This window comes from Undibacterium sp. YM2 (genome assembly GCF_009937975.1).
Lineage (GTDB): Bacteria > Pseudomonadota > Gammaproteobacteria > Burkholderiales > Burkholderiaceae_D > Undibacterium.
In genome coordinates, this window is record NZ_AP018441.1 from 3,549,061 (window position 1) to 3,570,836 (window position 21,776).

Consider the following 21,776-nt stretch of genomic DNA (forward strand, 5'->3'; position numbering starts at 1 on the left):
GCTGGATTGTCGTTGTGTTTTTAATACAAATCAATCAGCGCGAGATGTCAAACCTGCGTGAAAGTTGATCACGAATGTGCCAGCCCGGAATGCCCTCTGGCAAAACCACGTCAGCGACGTTCTACCTTTCCTCATCAAGCGACGCAGGATTGCGCACTAAACAAGAGTCGCATGGATATAAATCATCCAGCAAAGTGACAAGCAACTAGGCTGCTAACCGGACAGAACTTTGGCACGGCCACAACCGGATCACCGATAAATCTGTGTCGAATCGAGGAAAGTCTTAGCGCTGCCCATTTGCGCCTGGCAGGAACGTATGTGGAAAACCTGGCCTGGTTAGACTGCATGAAGCGATTTGACCGGGCGCATACTTTCTTTTATTGCGACCCGCCGTACTGGGAGACAGAGGGATACGGCGTGGATTTTGACTTTGAAAACTATGTGCTCATGGCCGAGTTTATAAAGACATGCAAGGGAAGGGGCTGTCGTCGCACCTTGGGAGCAGTCGCATTATTAATGTCAACATTCCAAATGACTGGATTGACTTCAAAATTACTGAAGAATGGAGTGAAAAGCCAGTTTAGACGAAATTCAAAGTTATTCGCAAGCTAGTGCAAAGTTTCACGCGGCCTTACAAATTGAGATACGAAGATTTTAAGGTTGAAGTACTTGTCTAAGTACGACTGGGAAAAAATGGAATGCAAAGTTATATATCAATCTGTGCAAAGTTCTTCGCAGCCGTACCTATGTGAGGGGATCTGAAAAAGAAAAAGCCCCTGGTTACCCAGAGGCTTTTTCAGTATTGCTGGCGGAGATGGTGAGATTCGAACTCACGATTCAGGTTACCCCAAATGCTTCCTTAGCAGGGAAGTGCCTTCGGCCACTCGGCCACATCTCCACACTATTGCAGCCGCTAAAACTCAGCTGCAATTGAGACCGTGATAATAGCTGCTTGTATGACTTTGGTCAACAGTCAGGCCAGAAAAAATTTTATGCGCTTTCCAGGCCAAATGCTTTGTGCAGGGCGCGGACTGCCAGTTCCATGTATTTTTCATCAATCAGGACCGAAATCTTGATTTCTGAGGTGGAGATCATCTGGATATTGATGCCCTCTTCCGACAAGGTACGGAACATCTGGGAAGCGATGCCAACATGGCTGCGCATGCCTACGCCAACGACGGAGACCTTGGATACCTTGGAGTCACCAACGATGCTGCCGGCACCGATATGGGCCTTGACGCTGTTTTCCAGCACGTCCATGGCCTTGGTGTATTCGCCGCGTGGTACAGTGAAGGTAAAATCAGTCTTGCCTTCGACGGACTGGTTCTGGATGATCATATCGACTTCGATATTGGCATCAGCAACCGGGCCCAGGATTTGATAGGCGATGCCTGGCCTGTCTGGCACACCCAGGACGGTGATTTTTGCTTCATCACGGTTAAACGCGATGCCGGTGATGGTAGCTTGTTCCATGTGTGTATCTTCCTCAAACGAAATCAGGGTGCCGGAATTCGCTTCTTCTTCCAGCGGTATTAATGGGTCAGTCAGTGATGACAAAACGCGGGTAGGCATGCGGTAGTTACCGGCAAATTCGACGGAGCGGATTTGCAGTACTTTGGAACCCAGCGAAGCCATTTCCAGCATTTCTTCAAAGGTAACGGTATTCAGGCGGCGCGCATCAGATACCACGCGTGGATCGGTCGTGTAGACTCCGTCAACGTCTGTATAAATCAGGCATTCTTGCGCCTTGAGTGCTGCAGCAACAGCTACGGCAGAGGTATCAGAGCCGCCACGACCCAGGGTCGTGATATTACCCAGCTCATCCACACCCTGGAAGCCGGTGATGATGACGATCTTGCCTGCATCAAGGTCAGCCTTGACCTTGGCTTCATCAATCGAGGCGATCCTGGCCTTGGTGTGGGCAGAATCCGTCTTGATGGCAACTTGCCAGCCTGCATAGGACACGGCTTGCTTGCCTATCGCTTGCAGGGCAATGGCCAGCAAACCGACAGAGACCTGTTCGCCGGTAGAAGCGATCATGTCGAGTTCACGGGGATCAGGCTGGGCAGAAATTTCTTTTGCCAGGCCGATGATACGATTTGTTTCACCAGACATTGCTGAAGGCACCACGACTATCTGGTGACCGGCATCATGCCATTTGGCGACGCGCTTGGCGACGTTCTTGATGCGTTCTGTCGAACCCATCGAAGTACCGCCGTATTTGTGGACGATTAAAGCCATAGATATAGAAACTAAGATAGAAGACTAAAGGGTGAAAAATGCGGAAAATCAACCTCTTACTGTACATGCTGCCCTGCAAAATAACAAGGCACTTGCACGCAGAAAACCTGAAGAAATGCTGGCTCAAGGTTTGGCAAAAGCAAATTTTCTACAGAAGCATGGTTATTCAATCAAGGAATTTGCAAGAAAGCGGGTGTCTGTGGAACTGCGGGAGAAAGAAAAATGATTGATGGCATTCAGGAATAATGCCTATCGCAGCGGACAGAGTGTGAAATACTTCTGTTTTTATGTTTTAAATCAAGGAGTTGATAAAACATACTCCAGACCAGTATATTGGATTGACAGCATCATCGATCATTTCATCAGGACCCGGAATCGCAAATTACTTATTTGCATATCAATATAAGAATTCAATTGATATGCAAATTTTGCGCGCAACTGCCTAATTTATTTTTTAGCGTATTTGGAAAACAGGCGACGCCAGCCTTCATGGCCCAGCTCGCGCATGGTTGCCATATTCTTTTCATAAATTTGCTCAGCCTCAGGGAAAGCCTCAACTGCCCTGTCTATGCTTTCTTCACGCAGCAGATGCAGGGTCGGATAGGGGGAGCGATTGGTGTAGTTTTCTATATCATCCGGCTCGGTACCGGCGAACTGGTAATCAGGATGGAAGCTGGCAATTTGCAAGATGCCGTCGAGCTCCATTTCCTCCAGCATGCCATCGGCGACATCGAGGAAATCATTGAAGTCCAGGAAATCATGCAAGGCCAGGGGATGGATCAGCAAAGTGGTTTCTATCTTCTCGGGATTGGCTTCTGCCAGCAATTCGAGCTCGCGCTCCAGGTCTTCCAATAAGCTGTCTGGCGTTTTTGCTTCGCTGACGACATAGCGTACCTGCTGCTTGACTTGCACAGCCTTGGCAAAGGGGCAGAGGTTCAGACCGATGACGGCCTTGTCCAGCCAGGCTGCGGTTGCGGAAATGACGTCGTCGGTGTTTATGAGATTGCTGGGCATGATGTACAAAAAAAGAGTGAAGGCCCGAGAATAACATGGCAAATTTGCTGATGCATGACATCCGACAATTTTGCATGATATGCACAGTATTTCAGAGCCTTCAACCCTTGCACCCTGCCCTGCTGTTCAGTCTTTACTTCGCCTCACCAGCAATGGCTTTGTAGCTGACCGCACCCAGCACAGCACCAACGACAGGTGCAAGCCAGAACAGCCACAATTGCTGCAGAGCCCAGCCGCCCACATAGATGGCCACGCCTGTACTACGTGCAGGATTGACCGAGGTATTGGTGACAGGGATGCTGATCAGATGTATCAGCGTCAAACCCAGGCCAATAGCGATAGGTGCAAAACCCTGTGGTGCACGGCTGTCGGTAGCACCAAGGATGATGACCAGAAACATCATCGTCATGACAACCTCAGTCACCAGTGCCGCCACCATGGAATAACCACCAGGCGAATGCTCACCGTAACCATTCGAAGCAAAGCCGCCAGACACGTCAAAACCGGCCTTGCCGCTGGCAATCAGATACAGGACACCACCGGCAACAATACCGCCCAATACCTGGGCGACGATGTAAGGCAGTAATTTGTTGGCAGGAAAACGGCCACCTGCCCATAAGCCTATAGAGACCGCGGGATTAAGATGACAGCCAGAGATATGGCCTATCGCATAAGCCATGGTCAGCACAGTCAGACCAAAAGCCAGCGACACACCGTGCAAGCCTATGCCCACACCAGGGAAAGCCGCTGCCAGCACTGCGCTGCCGCAACCGCCAAGTACCAGCCAGAATGTTCCCAAAAATTCAGCTCCATATTGTTTCATTTTTTCACTCACTTTTCTAAGGTATGGGTTGCCCGGTTTTGCTGCCTGGCAGATTCCAGATCGCGCCAGCACAGTGAGCAACAATATAACAAACTTATATTGCCTTATTGTTAAAATGTGTGATGTATTGCTATTTTTTACCTGACCAGGCGGATAAATTAAACATGTTTTTCAAATAAGCTGAACAAGACTTATTGAAAGAAACAAGAGGCTAATAAAAAAAGCGAACACAAGGTTCGCTTTTTTAACTGATTACAGCACTAATGCTGCCAGAACATCAAATTTCTTCGTACAAAGGCAGAGTCAGGAATTCAGCAAAGTCTTCCGACGTTGACATCTCTTCAAAAATTTGCGCTGCACGGTCATAAGTAGGGCCTGTACCTGCCACTTCTTTCACCTTGGCCAGCTCTTCCGGGATCATGGCGCGGACCATGTCGGCGGTGACCTTGCGGCCATCTTCCAGATTGCCCTTGGCAGAACGTATCCATTGCCAGACTTGTGAGCGACTGATTTCTGCAGTTGCAGCATCTTCCATGAGGTTATGGATAGGCACGCAACCATTGCCAGCAAGCCATGCGCCGAGGTAATGAATACCGACGTTGATGTTGTAACGCAAGCCCGCCTCAGTGATCGGTGTTTCTGGCTGGAAGTTCAGCAAGTCTTTGGCGCTGACTTCGATATCAGGGCGTTGTTTGGAAATCTGGTTCGGTGCATCGCCCAATACTTTCTTGAACTCTGTCATCGCCAGATCGACCAGGCCTGGGTGAGCAACCCATCCGCCATCGTAGCCATCTGTTGCATCACGGGCTTTGTCATTGCGCACGCCGCCCATGGCAATCTCGTTTTTCTCTGGATCGTTCTTGATAGGAATCAGTGCGGCCATGCCACCAATTGCCGGTGCATTACGCTTGTGGCAGGTTTTCAGCAACAGCAAGGCATAAGAACGCATGAAAGGCGCGGTCATCGTGACCTTGGCGCGGTCCGCCAGGCAGAAGTCTTTGTCGTTCTTGAACTTCTTGATGCAGGAGAAGATGTAATCCCAGCGACCAGCGTTCAAGCCTGAGCTATGCTCACGCAGTTCATACAAAATCTCATCCATCTCGAACGCAGCAACGATGGTTTCGATCAGCACTGTGGCCTTGATCGTACCTTGTGCCAGACCGATTTCATTTTGTGCCATGACGAAAATATCGTTCCACAGGCGCGCTTCCAGGTGGGATTCCATCTTGGGCAGATAGAAGTAAGGGCCAGCGCCGCGTGCCAGTTGTTCTTTGGCGTTATGGAACAGGAACAGGGCGAAATCAAAAATGCCGCCAGAGATGCGCTTGCCATCGACGAGCACATGCTTTTCATCGAGGTGCCAGCCACGTGGGCGCACGACCAGAGTGGCGATCTTGTCGTTCAGTTTGTAGGATTTACCGTTTTGCTCCAGACTGATAGTGCGGCGCACGGCGTCGCGCATATTGATCTGACCAGTGATCTGGTTATCCCAGTTTGGGGTATTGGAATCTTCAAAGTCAGTCATGTAGCTGTCAGCGCCAGAGTTGAAGGCGTTGATGACCATCTTGCGCTCTACCGGGCCTGTGATTTCTACACGACGACATTCCAGTGCTTTTGGAATAGGAGCGATCTTCCAGTCACCTTCGCGGATATGACGTGTTTCTGGCAGGAAGTCTGGCTGTTCACCGGCATCCAGGCGCTTCGCACGTTCTACGCGGGCAGCCAGCAATTCCTGACGGCGTGGCTCGAAAGCGCGGCTCAGTTTGGCAACCAGGGCCAGGGCATCTGGGGTCAAAATTTCGGCAAAGCCTGGCTTGATTTCGCCGCTGATTTGCATGCCTTCAGGTAAAGTCAGTTGTGTCATTGTAGTCTCCAAAAAATGAATTAAAACGAAATCAGTTGCGGTGTTTTGCTATAAAGGGAATCAGGTCTTTGAGCGTGTGCCCTACACCATGCGGCGTCACGCCCAGTTGTTCCAGAGGTGCGTTTTGCCGATTGACCCAGAAGGTGGTGTAACCAAACCAGGTGGCGCAACAGGCATCCCAGCAATTGCTGGACACAAACAAAATATTTTTTGCTGGCACACCATATACATCGGGTGCCATTTGATAGGCTTCAGGTGCGGTCTTGAATTTTTTGACGACTTCGACCGACAGCAAATGGCTGAATATGCCCTGCATGCCTGCCGCATCCACCGCTGACTGTAGCATGTGCAGGTTACCGTTCGATAAAATCGACATTTTCATGTCTTGTGCCTGCAAGGCTTGCAGGACCGGCAGGTTTTCAGGAAAAGCTTTCAGCCGTGCATACTGGCCCATCAGGCTGTTTTGTGCATCCAGCGTCAAATCCAGATCCAGTTTCTGGCAGCAAAATATCAACGCATCCTGGGTAACTTCCCAGAATGGCTTGTACATGCTGCACATGGTGCGCAGGCGGGTGTATTCAATCTGCTTGTCGCGCCACAGTTCTGCCAGTGCCCTGCCCTTGCCAGGAAAAAGCTTGTCTGCCAGTTCGCTGATGGAATACACATCAAACAGGGTACCGTAGGCGTCAAAGGCGATGGCAGAGATGGTCATGGTTTTATTGATTGCGCTGAATGTGAGACTGGCCTGGATGTGAAAAATTAAATAGCAAACATCATGAAAGCAGTATATTCAATATAAAATACTATAATCATCGAATTTCATCACTACATCTTTTCATTTTAGTTGCAAATGAAGAGTTAACCAGCCAGGCTGTCATGGATCAATTCAAACAAATTTCTACCTTTGCTGAAGTGGCAACACGCGGCAGCCTGTCTGCAGCCGCCCGTGCTGAAGGCGTGGCCCCGGCTATGATAGGCCGCCGTCTGGATGCGCTGGAAGAAAGACTGGGGGTCAAACTCTTGCAACGCACCACACGCAAGCTGGCGCTGACCAATGAGGGCGAAGCCTTTCTCGAAGATTGCCAGCGCATCCTCGCAGACCTGGAAGCAGCGGAAGGTGCGGTATCAGAACGCAGCGCCCGTGCTAGCGGTACGCTGACGATTTCAGCCCCCGCAGGTTTTGGCCGCCAGCATGTGGCCCCGCTGATGCCCTCGTTTTTAAGTGAGCACCGCGATGTGAAGCTGACGCTAAGCCTGAATGACCGGGTCGTTGATTTGATCGGTGAGGGTATAGACGTGGCGATACGCATTGCAGCTTTGACGGACTCTAACCTGATAGGCGTCAAACTGGCGGACAACAAGCGTGTCGTGGTTGCCTCCCCTGCCTATATCAAACGCCATGGCACACCGAACACCCTGGATGAACTCAGCAGACACAATTGCCTGGCTTTCAGTGCCGATGGCAGCCAGCGTGGCTGGACCTTTCGCCAGAACGGCAAGAATGTCACGCTCAAGGTGGAAGGCAATATGGTCTGCAATGACGGCGAAGTGCTACACGACTGGGCATTGTCAGGCAAAGGCCTGGCCTGGCGCTCCATGTGGGAAGTGGGTGCAGAAATTGAATCAGGCAAGCTGGTCACGGTGCTCGATGAATTCAATGCACCGGGCAATGATATCTATGCGATCTTTGCCCAGCGCCGTCACCTGCCCTTGCGCATACGTGCCTTCATTGACTTTTTGCGTCATGCCTACAGCCAGCCGGATTACTGGCAAAAATCCTGAGCAGGATTTTTGCCATTCAGGTTTGAAAACCCTGAACGTGGAGAATTAAAACTCTTCCCAGTCATCCTGCGCTGCCGAAGCTGCCGGTTTGGCTGTCTTTTTCGGCGTAGCCGGCGTTGCCGCAGGCAGTGATTTGACAGCAGACCGCTTAGTCACAGGATTATCCCTGATGACAGCTTTTGCAGGTGAAACCACGGCAGGTTTGCCACTATTATCTCCCGCATCGTTTGCATCAATCTTGAAGATACTCACAGCATGGTTCAGGTTATTGGCCTGGTCGCGCATGCTGCTGGCCGCCGCTGCAGCCTGCTCCACCAGCGCAGCATTTTGTTGGGTTGCCTCATCCATCTTGCCTATTGCAAGGCTGACCTGGTTGATACCGTCTCTTTGCTCGGCGCTGGCAGATGTGATTTCTGCCATGATATCGGCGACGTTCTTGATGGAGACCACGATTTCGTCCATGGTCTTGCCCGCATCATCGACCAGGCGTGAGCCTACTTCGACTTTATCGACAGAATTGCTGATGAGTTCCTTGATTTCTTTGGCAGCGTTGGCAGAGCGTTGCGCCAGATTGCGCACTTCTGTCGCGACCACAGCAAAACCTCGACCCTGCTCACCCGCACGGGCAGCCTCAACAGCAGCATTCAAAGCCAGAATATTGGTCTGGAAGGCGATGCCGTCAATGACACCAATAATATCGACAATCTTTTTGGAACTTTCCTTGATTGATGACATGGTGTGCACCACATCACCCACCACCTGCCCACCTTTGCTGGCGACCTCAGACGCATTCGATGCAAGGGTATTGGCCTGGCGTGCATTATCGGCATTCTGCTGCACTGTCGATGTCAGCTCTTCCATGGACGAAGCTGTTTCTTCGAGGCTGGCAGCCTGTTGTTCGGTACGGCTGGACAAATCCATGTTGCCAGTCGCAATTTCTTCTGAAGATACAGCGATAGAGCCGCTTGATTGCCGCACCATGGTGACAGTTTGCATGAGGCTCTGACGCATGTTCTCCAGAGCAGTAACAAGTTGCCCCATTTCGTCGCGGGATGTAGGTTTCAACTGCTGGGTCAGGTCACCATTGCCTATCGCCTCAAATTGGCTAATCGCCAACTTCAGTGGATGAGAAATGGCAGCCAACAAAAAGTAGGCAGAGATAAACACTGCAACCAGACCGCCGATCACACCCAATATGTCAACCCACAGGAAGGTAGTAAAAGCCCGCTCGCTATCTTTAAGGGAGTTGGCAGCACCAGCAAATTGATAATCACTGAGCTTGTCCATCTGATCAGAATAGGCGCTGTAGGCTGGCGGCACTATCTTCATATTGATATTGTCAGCTTCTTCCTTATTACCTGCCTTGATGGCATTGAGCATGGGGAGGTGCGCGCTGTTGATGTACTTGTCGCGCAAGGCTGCGACTTCATCAGAAATCTTTTTCTCTTCAGTGTCTTGCGGCAAAGCCAGGTATTTCTTCCAGTAATCTTCAGATTGCTTCAAGTATTCTTCTGAGCGCTTGATCGTTTCCGCAGTGTCCGGGAATTCTGGATGGCCGATAGCCCTGTCCAGAGAAGTACGGGCACGAAGGATAAAGACGCGGGATTGTCCCAGTGCTTCGACCGAAGGCAACTGGTTAGTGAAAATTTCCTTGATGACGGCATTGCTGTTCCTGACGCCATATACTCCCATCAATCCGCCGATAACCAGCATGATTGCCATGAAAGCCATTGCACCTATCAGTCTTAACCTGATTGTCAGATTGAACATCTTCACTTCTCCCTTTTTAACATTCCGATTTGGAACCAGAATACAAAAAATTCTTACTAAGAGTATTGATCAGAGACAACAGTAACACGGCAAATACAGCTCAAGTATAAATAAATTTGCAAATTTTCGTGAAAGAAAATTTTGTGCTTTTGCAAAAAAAAATCCCCGGGGAACCGGGGATTTTTTGAGCAAATCTGGCATAACGCCAGACTAACAAATCAGCAATTAGATTGCTTGGATGTTAGAAGCTTGCTTGCCTTTAGGGCCTGTAGTTACTTCGAAAGAAACGCGTTGGTTTTCTTTCAAAGATTTGAAGCCGTTAGATTGGATAGCGGAGAAATGAGCAAACAGATCTTCACCGCCTTCATCTGGAGTGATGAAGCCGAAACCTTTTGAATCATTGAACCATTTAACAATACCTGTTGCCATTACAATTTCCTATTTCAGTTAATGTGGGCATGTGCCCGATAGATCGTTTCAACCAAGTAAGAAATGACAGACTGATACTGCACTACCACTTTGAATCTCAACGACTGAACGATTATACGCAGAATTTCGGGAAAAAGTAAAATAAAACACCAGGTACTCGATTAATCTTGCATTTTCAGAGGGAAAACACGGGTTTCAGGGGCAAAAAACGTCACGAAACTGTCACATTCCCCCTAAACAAGAGCAATCAATACTGCTTAGTTCAGCTTGCAGCCGAAGTGCGCGGTACGCTTGTCAAGAAAAGCTGAGACCCCTTCAGCAAAGTCCGGAGTCATGGTGACTGAGGCAAAAGCCTCGATTTCATCACTAACCTGCTGCTCAAGCGAAGTGGCATCAGACTGATATACGAGGCGTTTCATTCTGGCGTAGGTTTCCTGCGGCCCGCGCAACAGGCGCATTGCCAGTTTTTCTGTGACATCTTTTAATTGCTCAGGTGGTACCACGAGGTTAATCAGGCCAAACGCCAGAGCTTCATCAGCATCAAAATTTTCTGAAAACAACAACCATTCCAGTGCCTTGCGGTTACCAACCAGACGCGGCAAAAACCAGGTGTTGCCCACATCAGGGCTGGCACCTATCTTCGCATACGCCATATTAAAACGTGTGCCCTTGGCCGCAATGACCAGGTCTGCCGCGTTCATGGTTCCCATGCTGCCACCAGCAACCGCACCATGCACAGAGGCAATCACGATTGCAGGTAATTTGTGCAGGCGCAATATTGCCTGATTCAGCTCGGCACCAATTTCACGTATGGCCTCGGGAGATGCCGGGTCGCCGGGCTTGAAGCTGGCAATATCCCCACCCGCTCCAAACACCTTGCCTTCAGCACGGATAATGACCACGCGTATGCTGCGGTCTTCTGCCAGCAACTCGGTTAACTGGTTCAGGGCACGTATCTCTGCTGCGCCCATAACGTTCATGCAGTTTGGATTATCAAAAATAATGGTGGCCAGTCCATTTGCTTTTTCCAGACGTATGCTCATGCTGCTCCCCCTTGTCGTCGTTTGTATCTACACGTTTGTATCTACATCCTAGTACAAGTGGGCAGAAAGGCAATCAGGCACGGCCATGCAGCATGAAAGCGGCCGCACCTGTCGCAATCCTGTCGCCTTTTTCATTACGCAAGTCCATCAGGACATTGGCGACACGCTTGCCCAGCCGGGTGACTTCTGCACTGGCCACAAAATGCTTGCCGCGCCCTGGTTGCAGATAATCGATGCGCAAGTCTATGGTGCTCATCTTGCCAAATTCCTTGATCTGCGAGATCACATCATCTTGCGGGCTTTGCTGTGCCATTTTTAGCAAGATGGCAAAACCAGCCACGCTATCGAGTACAGAAGCGATCACACCGCCATGCAGCATGCCCTGGGCAAAATTGCCGAGTAACTCGTCGCGCATGCCTATGGACAGGCGTGGAGCATCCGGGTCAAAACTGTCGAGTTTCATGCCCAGCAAATGACAAAACGGGATTTTTTCCTCTATCACCATTTTAAGCATGCCCTGAAACTCTGGATTATTAATGATGTTTTGTGTCATTGCCTTTTTCCTACTATCCTGTGAGTAAAATGGTAACAAAATAATTAATCAAGCATTTGCTTTATTAATTGTATCATCATACACTTGAGCAGCAATAAAGCCATCTAACCCTCATATACAGACCAGCAAACAGGAGAATGAAATGACCGAAGCCTATCTTTTTGATGCGCCACGCACGCCGCGTGGCAAAGGCAAGAAAGATGGTTCGCTGCATAGCGTCAAGCCCATCTCTTTATTGTCTGGCCTGATGCAGGATATGCAGCAACGTCTGTCGCTCGATACCGCACTGATCGATGATGTCGTGCTGGGTTGCGTCACGCCTATAGGCGACCAGGGTGCAGATATCGCCAAGACGGCGGCTCTGGCAGCAGGCTGGGACTGGCAGGTCGCAGGCGTGCAACTGAACCGCTTTTGCGCATCAGGCCTCGAAGCAGTTAATCTGGCGGCGCAAAAAGTACGCTCGGGCTGGGAAGACCTGGTGGTAGCAGGTGGTGTTGAATCGATGTCGCGCGTAACCATGGGCTCGGATGGTGGTGCCTGGGCTGCCGACCCGCAAACCAGCATGCAGACTGACTTTTTACCGCAAGGCATAGGCGCGGACCTGATTGCGACGCTGGAAGGTTTCAGCCGCCAAGATGTCGATGCCTTTGCCCTGCGTTCGCAAGAAAAAGCCACGGCGGCACGGGCGGCTGGCCGCTTCAAGTCCCTGCGCCCGGTGCGCGACATGAATGGCCTGGTAATACTGGCTGAAGATGAATTCATCAAACCACAATCCAGCATGGCAACGCTGGCTTCTCTCAAGGCTTCATTTGAGATGCCGGGCAAGATGGGTTTTGACAGTGTCGCCATACGCAAGTATCCGCACATAGCGAGTATCAACCATGTACATACTGCTGGTAACTCGTCCGGCATTGTCGATGGTGCCGCCCTCGCCCTGATAGGCACAGAGGCCATGGGCAAGCGCCTGGGTTTGAATCCGCGTGCCCGCATCGTCGCCAGCGCAGTCACTGGAACAGACCCCACCATCATGCTGACCGGCCCTGGCCCTGCGACGTTGAAAGCTTTGAACAAAGCAGGGCTGAGTATAGAAGACATCGATTTGTTTGAGGTCAATGAAGCCTTTTCGGCTGTCGTCATGAAGTTCATGAAAGACCTCAAAGTGCCGGAGGAAAAAGTCAATGTGAATGGCGGCTCAATTGCACTCGGCCACCCGCTGGGGGCAACTGGCTGCATGTTGCTGGGTAATCTGATTGATGAGCTGGAAGCACGTCAGTTAAAACGTGGCCTGATCACCCTTTGTGTGGGCGGCGGTATGGGAATCGCCACCATCATAGAGCGCGTATAAATCAGAACATAAGAACGAGAAAAACATCATGATCAATTACAGCAAAGACGAACATCAGATAGTCACTCTCAACATCGACATGCCGGGCTTGTCAGTGAATACCATGAACGCGGCATTTCGCGATGCACTGGCATCTGCCGCAGCCAGGCTGGAAGAAGAAAAAGAGCAAGTCAGCGGCGTCATTCTGACATCTGGCAAAGACAGTTTTTTCGCTGGTGGCGATTTGCGTGAACTCATCAGCATACAAGATGCCAAAACCTGCCTGGAGATGGTGGAGAAAAACAAGGCAGTATTGCGTCGCCTGGAAAAACTGGGCAAACCGGTAGTTGCCGCCATCAATGGCAGTGCCCTTGGCGGCGGCCTGGAGTTGGCGCTGGCCTGCCATTACCGCATAGCCCTGAATAATGCCAAAGCAAAAATTGGCTTCCCTGAAGTGACGCTGGGATTATTGCCAGGCGCTGGCGGTGTGGTGCGTACTGTACGCCTGCTGGGCTTGCAGGAGGCCATGCCTTATCTGCTCGAAGGCAAGCAGGTTTCTCCTGCAGCAGCCGTCAAGGCTGGCCTGGTACATGCCATCGCCAGCAGCCATGAAGACATGTTGCAGCAGGCTAAAGCATGGATACTGGCAAACCCGCAGGCACAGCAGCCTTGGGATGATGCTGCCTATAAATTGCCAGGTGGCGCAGCCAACTCTGCCAAGCTGCTGCCGATGATCATGGTAGCACCTGCCATGTTGCGCGAAAAAACCAGGGGCAATTATCCAGCGCCCGAAGCCATACTGGCAGCCATGGTAGAAGGTGCGCAAGTTGATTTTGATAACGCCCTGAAAATTGAAGGTCGTTACTTCACACATCTGGCAACTGGCCAGGTCGCCAAGAACATGATAGGCACCCTGTTCTTCCAGATGCAGGAAATCAGTTCTGGCAAAAGCCGACCACGGAATATCCCGAAATCAAAAATCAGCAAACTCGGCGTCATTGGTGCTGGCATGATGGGAGCAGGCATAGCCGCTGCCAGTGCAGCGCGCGGCATACATACAATATTAAAAGAACAGACACAGCAAAAAGCTGAGCAGGGCAAGACCGGTATTGCCAACAGCCTGCATAAAAAAGTCGCCCAGGGTCGCCTGTCTGCAGAAAACGCAGCGAATCAGCTTGAACTGATACAGCCTACTGCAAGCGCTACTGATTTTTCAGGATGCGACCTCATCATCGAAGCCGTGTTTGAAAACCGTGAGCTCAAGGCCAGCGTCAGCAGCGAGGCGGAAAACATGCTGGCTGCAAATGGCATCATGGCCAGTAATACCTCTACCCTGCCGATCAACGGCCTGGCAAAAGCCGTCAGTAATCCTGAGCGCTTCATAGGCATACACTTCTTTTCACCCGTCGAGAAAATGCAGTTGGTGGAAATCATCAAGGGCAAGCAAACCAGTGAGACCACACTGGCACGCGCTTATGACTATGTACTGCAGATAGGCAAGACACCCATCGTCGTCAATGACTCTCGTGGCTTTTTCACCAGCCGGGTGTTTGCCAGTTTTGTCAACGAGGGCCTGAGTATGCTGGCAGAAGGCTTGCCTGCTGCACTGATAGAAAATGCTGCACTCTCGGTTGGCATGCCGGTGGGGCCACTGGCAGTGCAGGATGAAGTGTCACTGAGCCTGTCACGCCAGGTCGCAGCGCAAACCAAGGCTGATCTGGAAGCCGAAGGCAAAAACTGGCAGGCCCCCGCATCTGCGGCCATCATCAATGCCATGCTTGATGAACATCAACGCGCAGGCAAGGCTGCCGGTGCGGGGTTTTATGAATATCCTGCAGATGGTGGCAAGAAGTATCTGTGGCCCGAGCTAAGCGCATTATTTGGTAAAGCAGGACACAGCCTGCCCTACACCGATTTGCAAGACAGGTTCCTCTACATACAGGCTATAGAAACCCTGCGTTGCCTTGATGAAGGTGTGCTGGAGTCAACTCGCGATGCCAATATAGGTTCGATTTTTGGCATAGGTTTTCCGGCATGGACGGGTGGTGCAGTGCAATATGTGCATCATGTGGGCTCACAGGCATTTGCCAGGCGTGCAGCAGAATTGCGGTCACTCTATGGAGAACGCTTCTCTCTGCCGGAAAATTATCTGAGACTGATACAAACCGGTGCTCATGATTGAGTTAGCACAAACAAAGTAAAACTAAGGCTCGCCTGGAGTTGGCAGGTCATTGACTTGAATATGCCTGTACGTGTTCAATAGTGTTTGTGTTCTTGGTACTTGCCTGGCAACAGAGCAGGCAAACACTATCCCTGACTGGAGGTGTATTTTGATCAAACTGCATTTCTTGGGTGCCGCTGGCACTGTGACTGGCTCACGTTATCTGCTGGTGTCGGACCGCAGCCACATCATGGTGGATTGCGGCTTGTTCCAGGGTTACAAGCAACTGCGTTTGCGTAACTGGGAAGATCCCCCCTTTGATCCATCGAAAGTCGATGCGATTTTACTGACTCATGCCCATCTTGATCACTCTGGATATATCCCATTGATGGTCAAACAGGGGTTCAAAGGCAAGATTTACTGTAGCAAGGCCACATTCGCGCTCTGTAAATTATTATTGCGCGATTCTGCCCATCTGTTTGAAGAAGAAGCAGCCTACCTGAACCGTCACCACCTGTCCAAGCATGAGCAGGCCCTGCCTTTGTATGACAGTAATGACGTTGCCAAGGCACTCAAGCATTTCCATTACATTGACGAACATACCAGCATCAAGATAGCCGATGACGTGCAGGCAAAATGGATACCGAACGGGCACATCCTGGGTTCTTGCAGCATTTCTTTAAAAATGGAACAGACCAGCCTGTTATTTTCTGGCGATGTCGGGAGGCCGCGCGATTACATCATGAAGGCGCCAGAATTCCCGGAAAGAACTGACTACCTCATCGTAGAATCAACTTACGGTGATCGATTGCACAGTAACAGTGTTCCCGAAAACGATTTGCGCGATGTCATCAATAGCGCCGTACAACGTGGTGGCTCGGTGCTGATACCCTCGTTTGCCGTTGGGCGTGCTCAAACACTGCTGTATCTGTTATACCAGCTGCGCAAGAACAAGCAGATACATGACTTTCCGATTTATCTGGACAGCCCCATGTCTGAAAGTGCGACGAGCATCTATAGTCACTATGCCGACTCACTGAAGCTCTCGGCTGAAGATATTGCGGGCATGACGGCCATGACCACATATGTCAGGACGCCGGAAGAATCCCAGCGACTGAACAATGAGCGCTGGCCCAAAGTCATCATCTCTGCCAGCGGCATGGCCACTGGTGGGCGGGTGTTGCATCACATGAAATACATCGCGCCCGACGACAGGAACACCATCGTTTTTTGCGGCCATCAGGCTGGTGGCACAAGAGGCGAGAAATTGATCAATGGTGCAAGCACCGTGCGTATTCACGGCCAGGATATCAGGGTACGCGCCAAGATAGTGATGGTTGACGGTTTATCCGCCCATGCTGACTATGAAGAAATGCTGGGATGGCTGAAACACCTGAAGCATCCGCCTCTGCGCAGTTTCATCACTCACGGCGAGCCAGCAGCGGCTGATCATTTGCGCCAGCAGATAGAGCGCGAACTGGGCTGGCGCTGCGAAGTTCCTGAGCATTTATCCAGTTACAAGATAGAAGGCCAAACTCTGACTTCCCTGCATCCGCAAATACTGTGATAATCGCTGTTCGTATAAACGAACATCGGTGAATCTATGCAGGCACTTGCGGGGACCAGGGAGAGGTATCGTGTATCTTTACTAGCGGGCAGCGCTTTTTTAATGGCATGCCTCCTGAGTACAAACAGCCAGGCAAAGCCTTTGCTGCGTTGCTATGTCAGTTATGCTGGCAGCATGCAGACCATAGAGAGCCAGATCGTGCCTGACCCGTATGATGTGAAGACCACCGATATAGGCGAGCGTTTTACTTTCAAGGCAGTCATGGTAGGCAAGGAGCAGCAGATAGACTATATCAAGCTGTATGCTTATTTCCAGACCCGTCGCAGCGATATCCCAGTCCATCAGGCAACTTACCGCCCTCCCTTCAAAATCAGCAGCAAAGAGAGCCCACTGACGCCGCAAAATTCAGTCTATGCGGGTGATGTAGAACGTGAACTGCAGTACCGCTGCACTTTGCAGGAGGTGCAGCAATGAAACTCAAGTTTTTAAGTCATCTGCTGGCAGCATTTATTCTGACTGGCACGCTCGCACAAACAGCCCAGGCCCAGACACAAGACGACAGTGTCAGCATATTGTTTGCCGGCGACGTCGTCCTTGATGGCAAGCCAGGAAAAATGATTGCTGAGGGCAAAGACCCGTTTTTTGCCTTTGCCAAATTATTCAAAAGTACTGACATTCGCGTCGTCAACCTCGAATGTGTAGTGGCCACGACGGGTGATGCTGCCGACAAGAACTTCACCTTCCGTGCCCATCCCCGTACCCTTGCTACGCTGAAGCAGCATGTTGATGCAGTGTCGATTGCGAATAATCATTCCGGTGATTTTGGCCGTGGGGCTTTCCAGGAAATGCTGGCCTTACTCGATCAGCAGCAGATCAAACGCTTTGGCGGTGGCAATAATTTGCGTGAAGCGCACACACCAGTGATCATAGAAAAGAAAGGCTTGCGGATCGCCCTGCTGGGTTACAACGAGTACATGCCGCGCAGCTTTGAAGCGGAAGCGCAGGCAGCCGGTGTAGCCTGGAGCGAAGATGAACAGGTAGTACTTGACATACGTAAGGCACGTCAGCAATACCATGCCGATCTGGTCATACCCTTCATGCACTGGGGCTGGGAAAATGACAAGCTCGCCGTTGACAGGCAACGCCAGTTAGCCAGGCTGATGTTAGATGCTGGTGCCGATGCCATCATCGGCGGTCATCCCCATGTGATACAGGATGTTGAGCATTACAAGGGCAAGCCCATCATATACAGCCTCGGTAATTTCGTCATGGATGAGCTAGACAATGAACCGCAAACCCGTGGCTGGGTCATCCGCCTGCAACTCGATAAAAAGGGTGTCAAAGCCTGGGATACACGTTTGGCCAAGATAAATGATGATGGCGTGCCCCACCCTGTACCCGAGGCCAGCACGGCGTGCTGGAACCGCAAGGATGGGCAGCTCAGGCAATGCAGCAACGCTGAATGAACTTTTCCTGCCTCTACACTTTGACGGCTGCGGGCACATCCAGTACAACATCCGAGCATGCCTGGGCGACGCAGGGCAATATCCAGCCCTCCTGCTTTTCTTCCAGGCTCAGTCCTGGCCAGTCTATCTGGTAGCGTATCTCCCCGGCCCGCATCTGGCACATGCAGGTGCGGCAGGTACCGTTGCGGCATGAATTGGGAATGCGTATGCCTTCCAGCAAAGCAGCTTCCAGCAGGCTGAGTTCATCCTGGGCTTCGCAAGTCCAGCCCTGGGGTTGTATGGTCACAGTCCATACCTTATTCCCTAACACATCCTGCTTACTCATTTTTTCTCGCTATCAACCTTGTCTTCATGCCTGAATTTTACTAGATTGAAAGCCTGCCCTCCTGTTGACTATCAGCAGTGGCAGAAGTCTTTCCAGGAGCTCAACATGATGACAGCCAGTGCACATCTACTTTCCCAGCAGCAAGACACTTATTCAGAAAGGCGCAATGCCCGCGCACCAGACTTTATTCTGATGCAGCTTGATCCCCGCGATGTCATAGAAGGAGTAATGTTAGAAGAAGGTTTTCAATCCGAGGACGCGCCCTCGGCAGGCCATATGCGTGAGCATTGCCCCCATTGCAGTGGAGTACAGTTACAGCTCATACTGCGCTATAAATTCGTCAAGCGCTCCCACCTTTTTTGCAGCAGTTGCACACGCTGCTATGATGCCTTATATCCAGATGGCACTTCGGCACTGGCATTGAGTGCCATGTCACTGGTTTGACAACAGTAGCAATACCGCAAGTCCAAAATAAAACGGCATTTCCTCGCTATCGCCAAGGAAATGCCGCTCTGTAAAACTTGTCTGCAAGACTGGTTCTTACACCACAGTCTGCAAGCGCATGGCCACGCCCATATCGCCAGACACTTTAAGTTTGCCCATCATGAAACCGTTCATAGGGTTCAATTGACCAGTCAGCAAGGCTGCCAGGTTTTCCAGTGAAATTGTGATGGTGCAGCCTGCCTCCTTGTTTTCATTGCTGACTGTATTTGGTGTCACCAATGCATCAACGAATACCACGCCTTCATCACCGCAATCAAATTTCAGGGTGGCGTTCAAACCACTGTCATCACCAACTTTAGCGCGTATCGCTTCTGTACAAGCTTGCAAATCCATGAATTACTCCAGAAAAAATGTATACGACTTGCAATGTATCACGGCAGGCTTTCGAGGGACAATACTAGAAGAGTATGGAACTCAATCCCAATACCTATTTCAATACGCAGGTCAGCATCCAGTAGTAGGTGTTTCTGAAAATACGGATGTCGCGTACCGCCGGACCGAATTTTTTGCGCAGTGCACTATCAGTAGGGAAGTTCTTGAGTATCTCTACCCTGCTGCCATCTTCCTGCTTGCGTAACTGGAAGGTATTGCCTTCAAGATCAGTGCGGGCAATCACTGTGCTGCTGCCTTCGACATAGTTATTGTCGATCAACACCAGAGTCGTGCCTTTGCCTGTTACCTTGCTCAGATGACCCAGCAGGCTGGTCTGATCATCACGCATCACATGTGACCAGAAAAAACCGGCAAAACATGCCGAGTATTGACCTGCCGCCGCAGCAGGCAAGTCATGCAAGTCCGCCAGAGCAAACTGCACTTTGCCTTCAGGGTAAGCTTTGGCTTGGGCCACATCGAGCATGGACTGGTTATAATCAGTCGCCACGACGCTCGCTGCCACCGGGGCAAAACGCTCAGTCCAGTAGCCTGTGCCACAGGCCACTTCCAGCACGCGCTGATCTTTCAATACGTCCAGGACTTTGCCCTGGATTTCACGCAAGTCTTGCTGGCGCTCAGGTTTTTGGTAAACCTTTTCCAGCGTTTGTGCACGTTGCGCATAGTATTCGCGCATTTTATTTTCACTCATTTTTATCTTTCAACAGAAAATCTACCAGCTCTACAAATCCCGCGCCATATTCGGCATGACAGACATAGGCTGGATGGGCCTCAAACCTGTCAAGGTAATTGCGTATGTTTGCCACTCCGACCGAGAGCGGGTAATGGGCAAACATGCTGGCATCATTGGCAGAATCACCAATAAATACATAAGTCTCTTTTGCAGCTTCATCGCTGACGCCAAATACTTCATGCAACACCCGCTGGCTCATGCTTTGTTTGCTGAAGGGCGCAACCGAGGCATGGGCGTGGATGCTGCTGGTAGTCGCATGAAAACCATGTTCACGGATCAGGGCGACAACTTCATTCAATTGCGTCAGCGGTATCGCAGGAATATTTTCAGCAATATCAAATGCCAGGTCACCGATGCGTTGCGCAGCATCTGCAGCAGGCAATACATCCGGGAAATGCTGGCGCATGGTGTCAGCAAAATCCAGCAGGCGCTGCCTGTGTTGCAGACGGGTTTGTGCATCGGCATAATACATCGCCTGCTGCCTGCCATTTTTATCCAGCCAAAAAGCACTCGCGCCATTCTCGGCAATGACTGCATCAAAATCACATAGCCTTAATAGAGGCAAGGTCCAGTAAGTAGGTCGGCCAGTCACGGCTATGCGCCGCAAACCTGCATTTTTTGCACGGTCCAGCGCGGCCAGCGCAGCCACTGTCAGCTTGCCATGGCTACTGAAGGTGTCATCAATGTCCGTCAGTATACCGCGCACCTGCCTGCGTTGTTCTGCAGGCCAGCTACTCAGTGCCTGCATGCTCATAAATCATAAGTATCCTTATTGCCCTGCATGACATTGTCTATCATTTTACGGTTCAGGGTAGGATTCAGTAATTCTATAAAGGTGTAGATATAGCTGCGCAAATACGCGCCCTGCTTGATCGCCACCCGTGAAATATTCATGCCAAACAATTGGCCGACTGGTATAGCGCGCAAATTCTTGTCGCGCTCGGCATCAAAGGCCATGCCTGCGATGATGCCTATGCCCATGCCCAGTTCCACATAAGTCTTGATGACGTCAGCATCAATGGCTTCGAGCAGGATATCCGGTTTCAGGTTACGTATCTGGAAGGCATGGTCTATCTTGCTACGGCCGGCAAAGGCAGCATCGTAGGTAATCAGGGAATAATTGGCGATTTCTTCCAGACTGACATTCTTCAACTTCAGCAAGGGATGTTCGGCTGGCACGACCACAACATGCTCCCATTGATAACATGGCAAGGAGATCAGTCCATCAAAACCGGCAATGGCTTCTGTTGCGATGGCAATATCGGCCTGGTCACGCATGACCATCTCGGCAATTTGCTTGGGATTGCCCTGCAATAAAGACAATCTTACCTTTGGGTATTTTTGCATGAAGGCCTGCACCACCCTGGGCAAGGCATAGCGTGCCTGGGTGTGGGTGGTGGCGATGGTAAAACTGCCGCTATCCTGTGCGGCAAACTCCTTGCCTATACGTTTAAGTCCATCAATTTCCTGCATGATGAGCTCAACTGACTTCAACACCGCTCTGCCAGGTTCGGTCAGGCCGCGTATGCGTTTGCCGTGACGGGTAAAAATATCGACGCCCAACTCCTCTTCAAGCTCAATAATTGCCTTGGAAACACCTGGTTGCGATGTAAATAAGGCCTTGGCAGCCTCAGTCAGATTAAAATTCTGTCTTACAGCTTCGCGTACAAAACGCAATTGATGTAGGTTCATGGGTAATTTTTTGTAAAGGCGAGGATAATCTCTTATGCAATTAGACCTAGGTTAGCATCGTTTGATATGCATGCGCTAGTATATAGACCCTGAGC

Annotated in this window: 22 protein-coding genes, 1 tRNA gene and 1 pseudogene; 9 read left to right on the forward strand and 15 right to left on the reverse strand. The window is 50.7% G+C overall.

Translation table 11 applies throughout. The features are described 5' to 3' along the window. Window positions 1-213: 213 nt before the first annotated feature. A pseudogene (locus tag UNDYM_RS30780) lies at window positions 214-480 on the forward strand (DNA adenine methylase); the annotation flags it as partial. A gap of 326 nt (window positions 481-806) precedes the next feature. On the opposite strand, the gene UNDYM_RS16080 reads toward UNDYM_RS30780, so the two are convergent. Beyond that, window positions 807-898 (reverse strand) — tRNA-Ser (locus UNDYM_RS16080). A gap of 92 nt (window positions 899-990) precedes the next feature. Further along, window positions 991-2,241 (reverse strand): aspartate kinase, encoded by a 1,251-nt coding sequence (locus tag UNDYM_RS16085; RefSeq protein ID WP_162041927.1) that lies wholly within the window; start codon window positions 2,239-2,241, stop codon window positions 991-993. A gap of 31 nt (window positions 2,242-2,272) precedes the next feature. Here UNDYM_RS16085 and UNDYM_RS16090 point away from each other — a divergent pair, with 31 nt between their 5' ends. After that, the gene (locus UNDYM_RS16090) at window positions 2,273-2,467 is read left to right on the forward strand and encodes a hypothetical protein (RefSeq protein WP_162041928.1); all 195 of its coding nucleotides are present in this window, start codon (window positions 2,273-2,275) and stop codon (window positions 2,465-2,467) included. 221 nt (window positions 2,468-2,688) lie between these two features. Here the strand turns inward: UNDYM_RS16090 and UNDYM_RS16095 are convergent, their stop codons facing one another. The 4 genes from UNDYM_RS16095 to UNDYM_RS16110 all read right to left on the reverse strand — a co-directional run bounded on the left by UNDYM_RS16095 (window position 2,689) and on the right by UNDYM_RS16110 (window position 6,654). Then, complete coding sequence (locus tag UNDYM_RS16095) at window positions 2,689-3,255, reverse strand: DUF1415 domain-containing protein (RefSeq protein ID WP_162041929.1); 567 nt, start codon at window positions 3,253-3,255, stop codon at window positions 2,689-2,691. 133 nt (window positions 3,256-3,388) lie between these two features. Then, window positions 3,389-4,078: an aquaporin Z gene (gene aqpZ / locus UNDYM_RS16100; protein WP_162041930.1), complete on the reverse strand. Its 690-nt coding sequence runs from the start codon at window positions 4,076-4,078 to the stop codon at window positions 3,389-3,391. A gap of 277 nt (window positions 4,079-4,355) precedes the next feature. Continuing rightward, entirely contained in the window at window positions 4,356-5,942 is a 1,587-nt protein-coding gene (aceB, locus tag UNDYM_RS16105; RefSeq protein ID WP_162041931.1) for a malate synthase A, read from the reverse strand. 31 nt (window positions 5,943-5,973) lie between these two features. Continuing rightward, on the reverse strand, window positions 5,974-6,654 hold the full coding sequence (locus UNDYM_RS16110; protein ID WP_162041932.1) for a haloacid dehalogenase type II: 681 nt from the start codon (window positions 6,652-6,654) through the stop codon (window positions 5,974-5,976). Between the two features lie 164 nt (window positions 6,655-6,818). Here UNDYM_RS16110 and UNDYM_RS16115 point away from each other — a divergent pair, with 164 nt between their 5' ends. Then, on the forward strand, window positions 6,819-7,724 hold the full coding sequence (locus UNDYM_RS16115; protein WP_162041933.1) for a LysR family transcriptional regulator: 906 nt from the start codon (window positions 6,819-6,821) through the stop codon (window positions 7,722-7,724). 45 nt (window positions 7,725-7,769) lie between these two features. On the opposite strand, the gene UNDYM_RS31115 is transcribed toward UNDYM_RS16115, so the two are convergent. The 4 genes from UNDYM_RS31115 to UNDYM_RS16135 all read right to left on the reverse strand — a co-directional run bounded on the left by UNDYM_RS31115 (window position 7,770) and on the right by UNDYM_RS16135 (window position 11,519). Beyond that, window positions 7,770-9,494 carry a methyl-accepting chemotaxis protein gene (locus UNDYM_RS31115; RefSeq protein ID WP_162041934.1) on the reverse strand — a complete coding sequence of 575 codons (1,725 nt, stop codon included), beginning with the start codon at window positions 9,492-9,494 and terminating at the stop codon, window positions 7,770-7,772. Window positions 9,495-9,719: 225 nt separating this feature from the next. Then, a complete protein-coding gene (locus UNDYM_RS16125) occupies window positions 9,720-9,923 on the reverse strand; it encodes a cold-shock protein (protein WP_007878889.1) in 204 nt (67 codons plus the stop codon). 257 nt (window positions 9,924-10,180) lie between these two features. Then, entirely contained in the window at window positions 10,181-10,966 is a 786-nt protein-coding gene (locus UNDYM_RS16130; RefSeq protein ID WP_162041935.1) for an enoyl-CoA hydratase/isomerase family protein, read from the reverse strand. A 73-nt stretch (window positions 10,967-11,039) separates the two neighbouring features. Continuing rightward, window positions 11,040-11,519 carry a thioesterase family protein gene (locus UNDYM_RS16135; RefSeq protein WP_162041936.1) on the reverse strand — a complete coding sequence of 160 codons (480 nt, stop codon included), beginning with the start codon at window positions 11,517-11,519 and terminating at the stop codon, window positions 11,040-11,042. A 142-nt stretch (window positions 11,520-11,661) separates the two neighbouring features. Here UNDYM_RS16135 and UNDYM_RS16140 point away from each other — a divergent pair, with 142 nt between their 5' ends. From UNDYM_RS16140 to UNDYM_RS16160, 5 genes are all read left to right on the forward strand, one after another. Beyond that, complete coding sequence (locus UNDYM_RS16140) at window positions 11,662-12,864, forward strand: acetyl-CoA C-acetyltransferase (RefSeq protein WP_162041937.1); 1,203 nt, start codon at window positions 11,662-11,664, stop codon at window positions 12,862-12,864. A 28-nt stretch (window positions 12,865-12,892) separates the two neighbouring features. Further along, window positions 12,893-15,025: a 3-hydroxyacyl-CoA dehydrogenase NAD-binding domain-containing protein gene (locus UNDYM_RS16145; protein WP_162041938.1), complete on the forward strand. Its 2,133-nt coding sequence runs from the start codon at window positions 12,893-12,895 to the stop codon at window positions 15,023-15,025. 151 nt (window positions 15,026-15,176) lie between these two features. Next, window positions 15,177-16,571 carry an MBL fold metallo-hydrolase RNA specificity domain-containing protein gene (locus UNDYM_RS16150; RefSeq protein ID WP_162044654.1) on the forward strand — a complete coding sequence of 465 codons (1,395 nt, stop codon included), beginning with the start codon at window positions 15,177-15,179 and terminating at the stop codon, window positions 16,569-16,571. 102 nt (window positions 16,572-16,673) lie between these two features. Further along, window positions 16,674-17,045, forward strand: a complete 372-nt coding sequence (locus UNDYM_RS16155) for a hypothetical protein (RefSeq protein ID WP_162041939.1) — start codon at window positions 16,674-16,676, stop codon at window positions 17,043-17,045. Next, the gene (locus UNDYM_RS16160) at window positions 17,042-18,037 is read left to right on the forward strand and encodes a CapA family protein (protein WP_162041940.1); all 996 of its coding nucleotides are present in this window, start codon (window positions 17,042-17,044) and stop codon (window positions 18,035-18,037) included. Before UNDYM_RS16155 ends, UNDYM_RS16160 begins: the two co-directional genes overlap by 4 nt. A 13-nt stretch (window positions 18,038-18,050) precedes the next feature. On the opposite strand, the gene UNDYM_RS16165 is transcribed toward UNDYM_RS16160, so the two are convergent. Further along, window positions 18,051-18,362 (reverse strand): 2Fe-2S iron-sulfur cluster-binding protein, encoded by a 312-nt coding sequence (locus UNDYM_RS16165; protein WP_162041941.1) that lies wholly within the window; start codon window positions 18,360-18,362, stop codon window positions 18,051-18,053. Between the two features lie 105 nt (window positions 18,363-18,467). Between UNDYM_RS16165 and UNDYM_RS16170 the strand changes: the two genes are divergently transcribed. Further along, window positions 18,468-18,806, forward strand: a complete 339-nt coding sequence (locus tag UNDYM_RS16170; protein WP_162041942.1) for a hypothetical protein — start codon at window positions 18,468-18,470, stop codon at window positions 18,804-18,806. Between the two features lie 96 nt (window positions 18,807-18,902). Here UNDYM_RS16170 and UNDYM_RS16175 read toward each other — a convergent pair whose 3' ends face one another. From UNDYM_RS16175 to UNDYM_RS16190, 4 genes are all read right to left on the reverse strand, one after another. Further along, on the reverse strand, window positions 18,903-19,199 hold the full coding sequence (locus tag UNDYM_RS16175; protein ID WP_162041943.1) for an SCP2 sterol-binding domain-containing protein: 297 nt from the start codon (window positions 19,197-19,199) through the stop codon (window positions 18,903-18,905). Window positions 19,200-19,293: 94 nt separating this feature from the next. Continuing rightward, the gene (locus UNDYM_RS16180) at window positions 19,294-19,947 is read right to left on the reverse strand and encodes a class I SAM-dependent methyltransferase (protein ID WP_162041944.1); all 654 of its coding nucleotides are present in this window, start codon (window positions 19,945-19,947) and stop codon (window positions 19,294-19,296) included. After that, on the reverse strand, window positions 19,940-20,743 hold the full coding sequence (locus tag UNDYM_RS16185) for an HAD family hydrolase (protein ID WP_162041945.1): 804 nt from the start codon (window positions 20,741-20,743) through the stop codon (window positions 19,940-19,942). Before UNDYM_RS16185 ends, UNDYM_RS16180 begins: the two co-directional genes overlap by 8 nt. Continuing rightward, window positions 20,740-21,681 carry a CysB family HTH-type transcriptional regulator gene (locus UNDYM_RS16190; RefSeq protein WP_162041946.1) on the reverse strand — a complete coding sequence of 314 codons (942 nt, stop codon included), beginning with the start codon at window positions 21,679-21,681 and terminating at the stop codon, window positions 20,740-20,742. The genes UNDYM_RS16185 and UNDYM_RS16190 overlap by 4 nt, the downstream gene beginning before the upstream one ends. Window positions 21,682-21,776 lie beyond the last annotated feature (95 nt).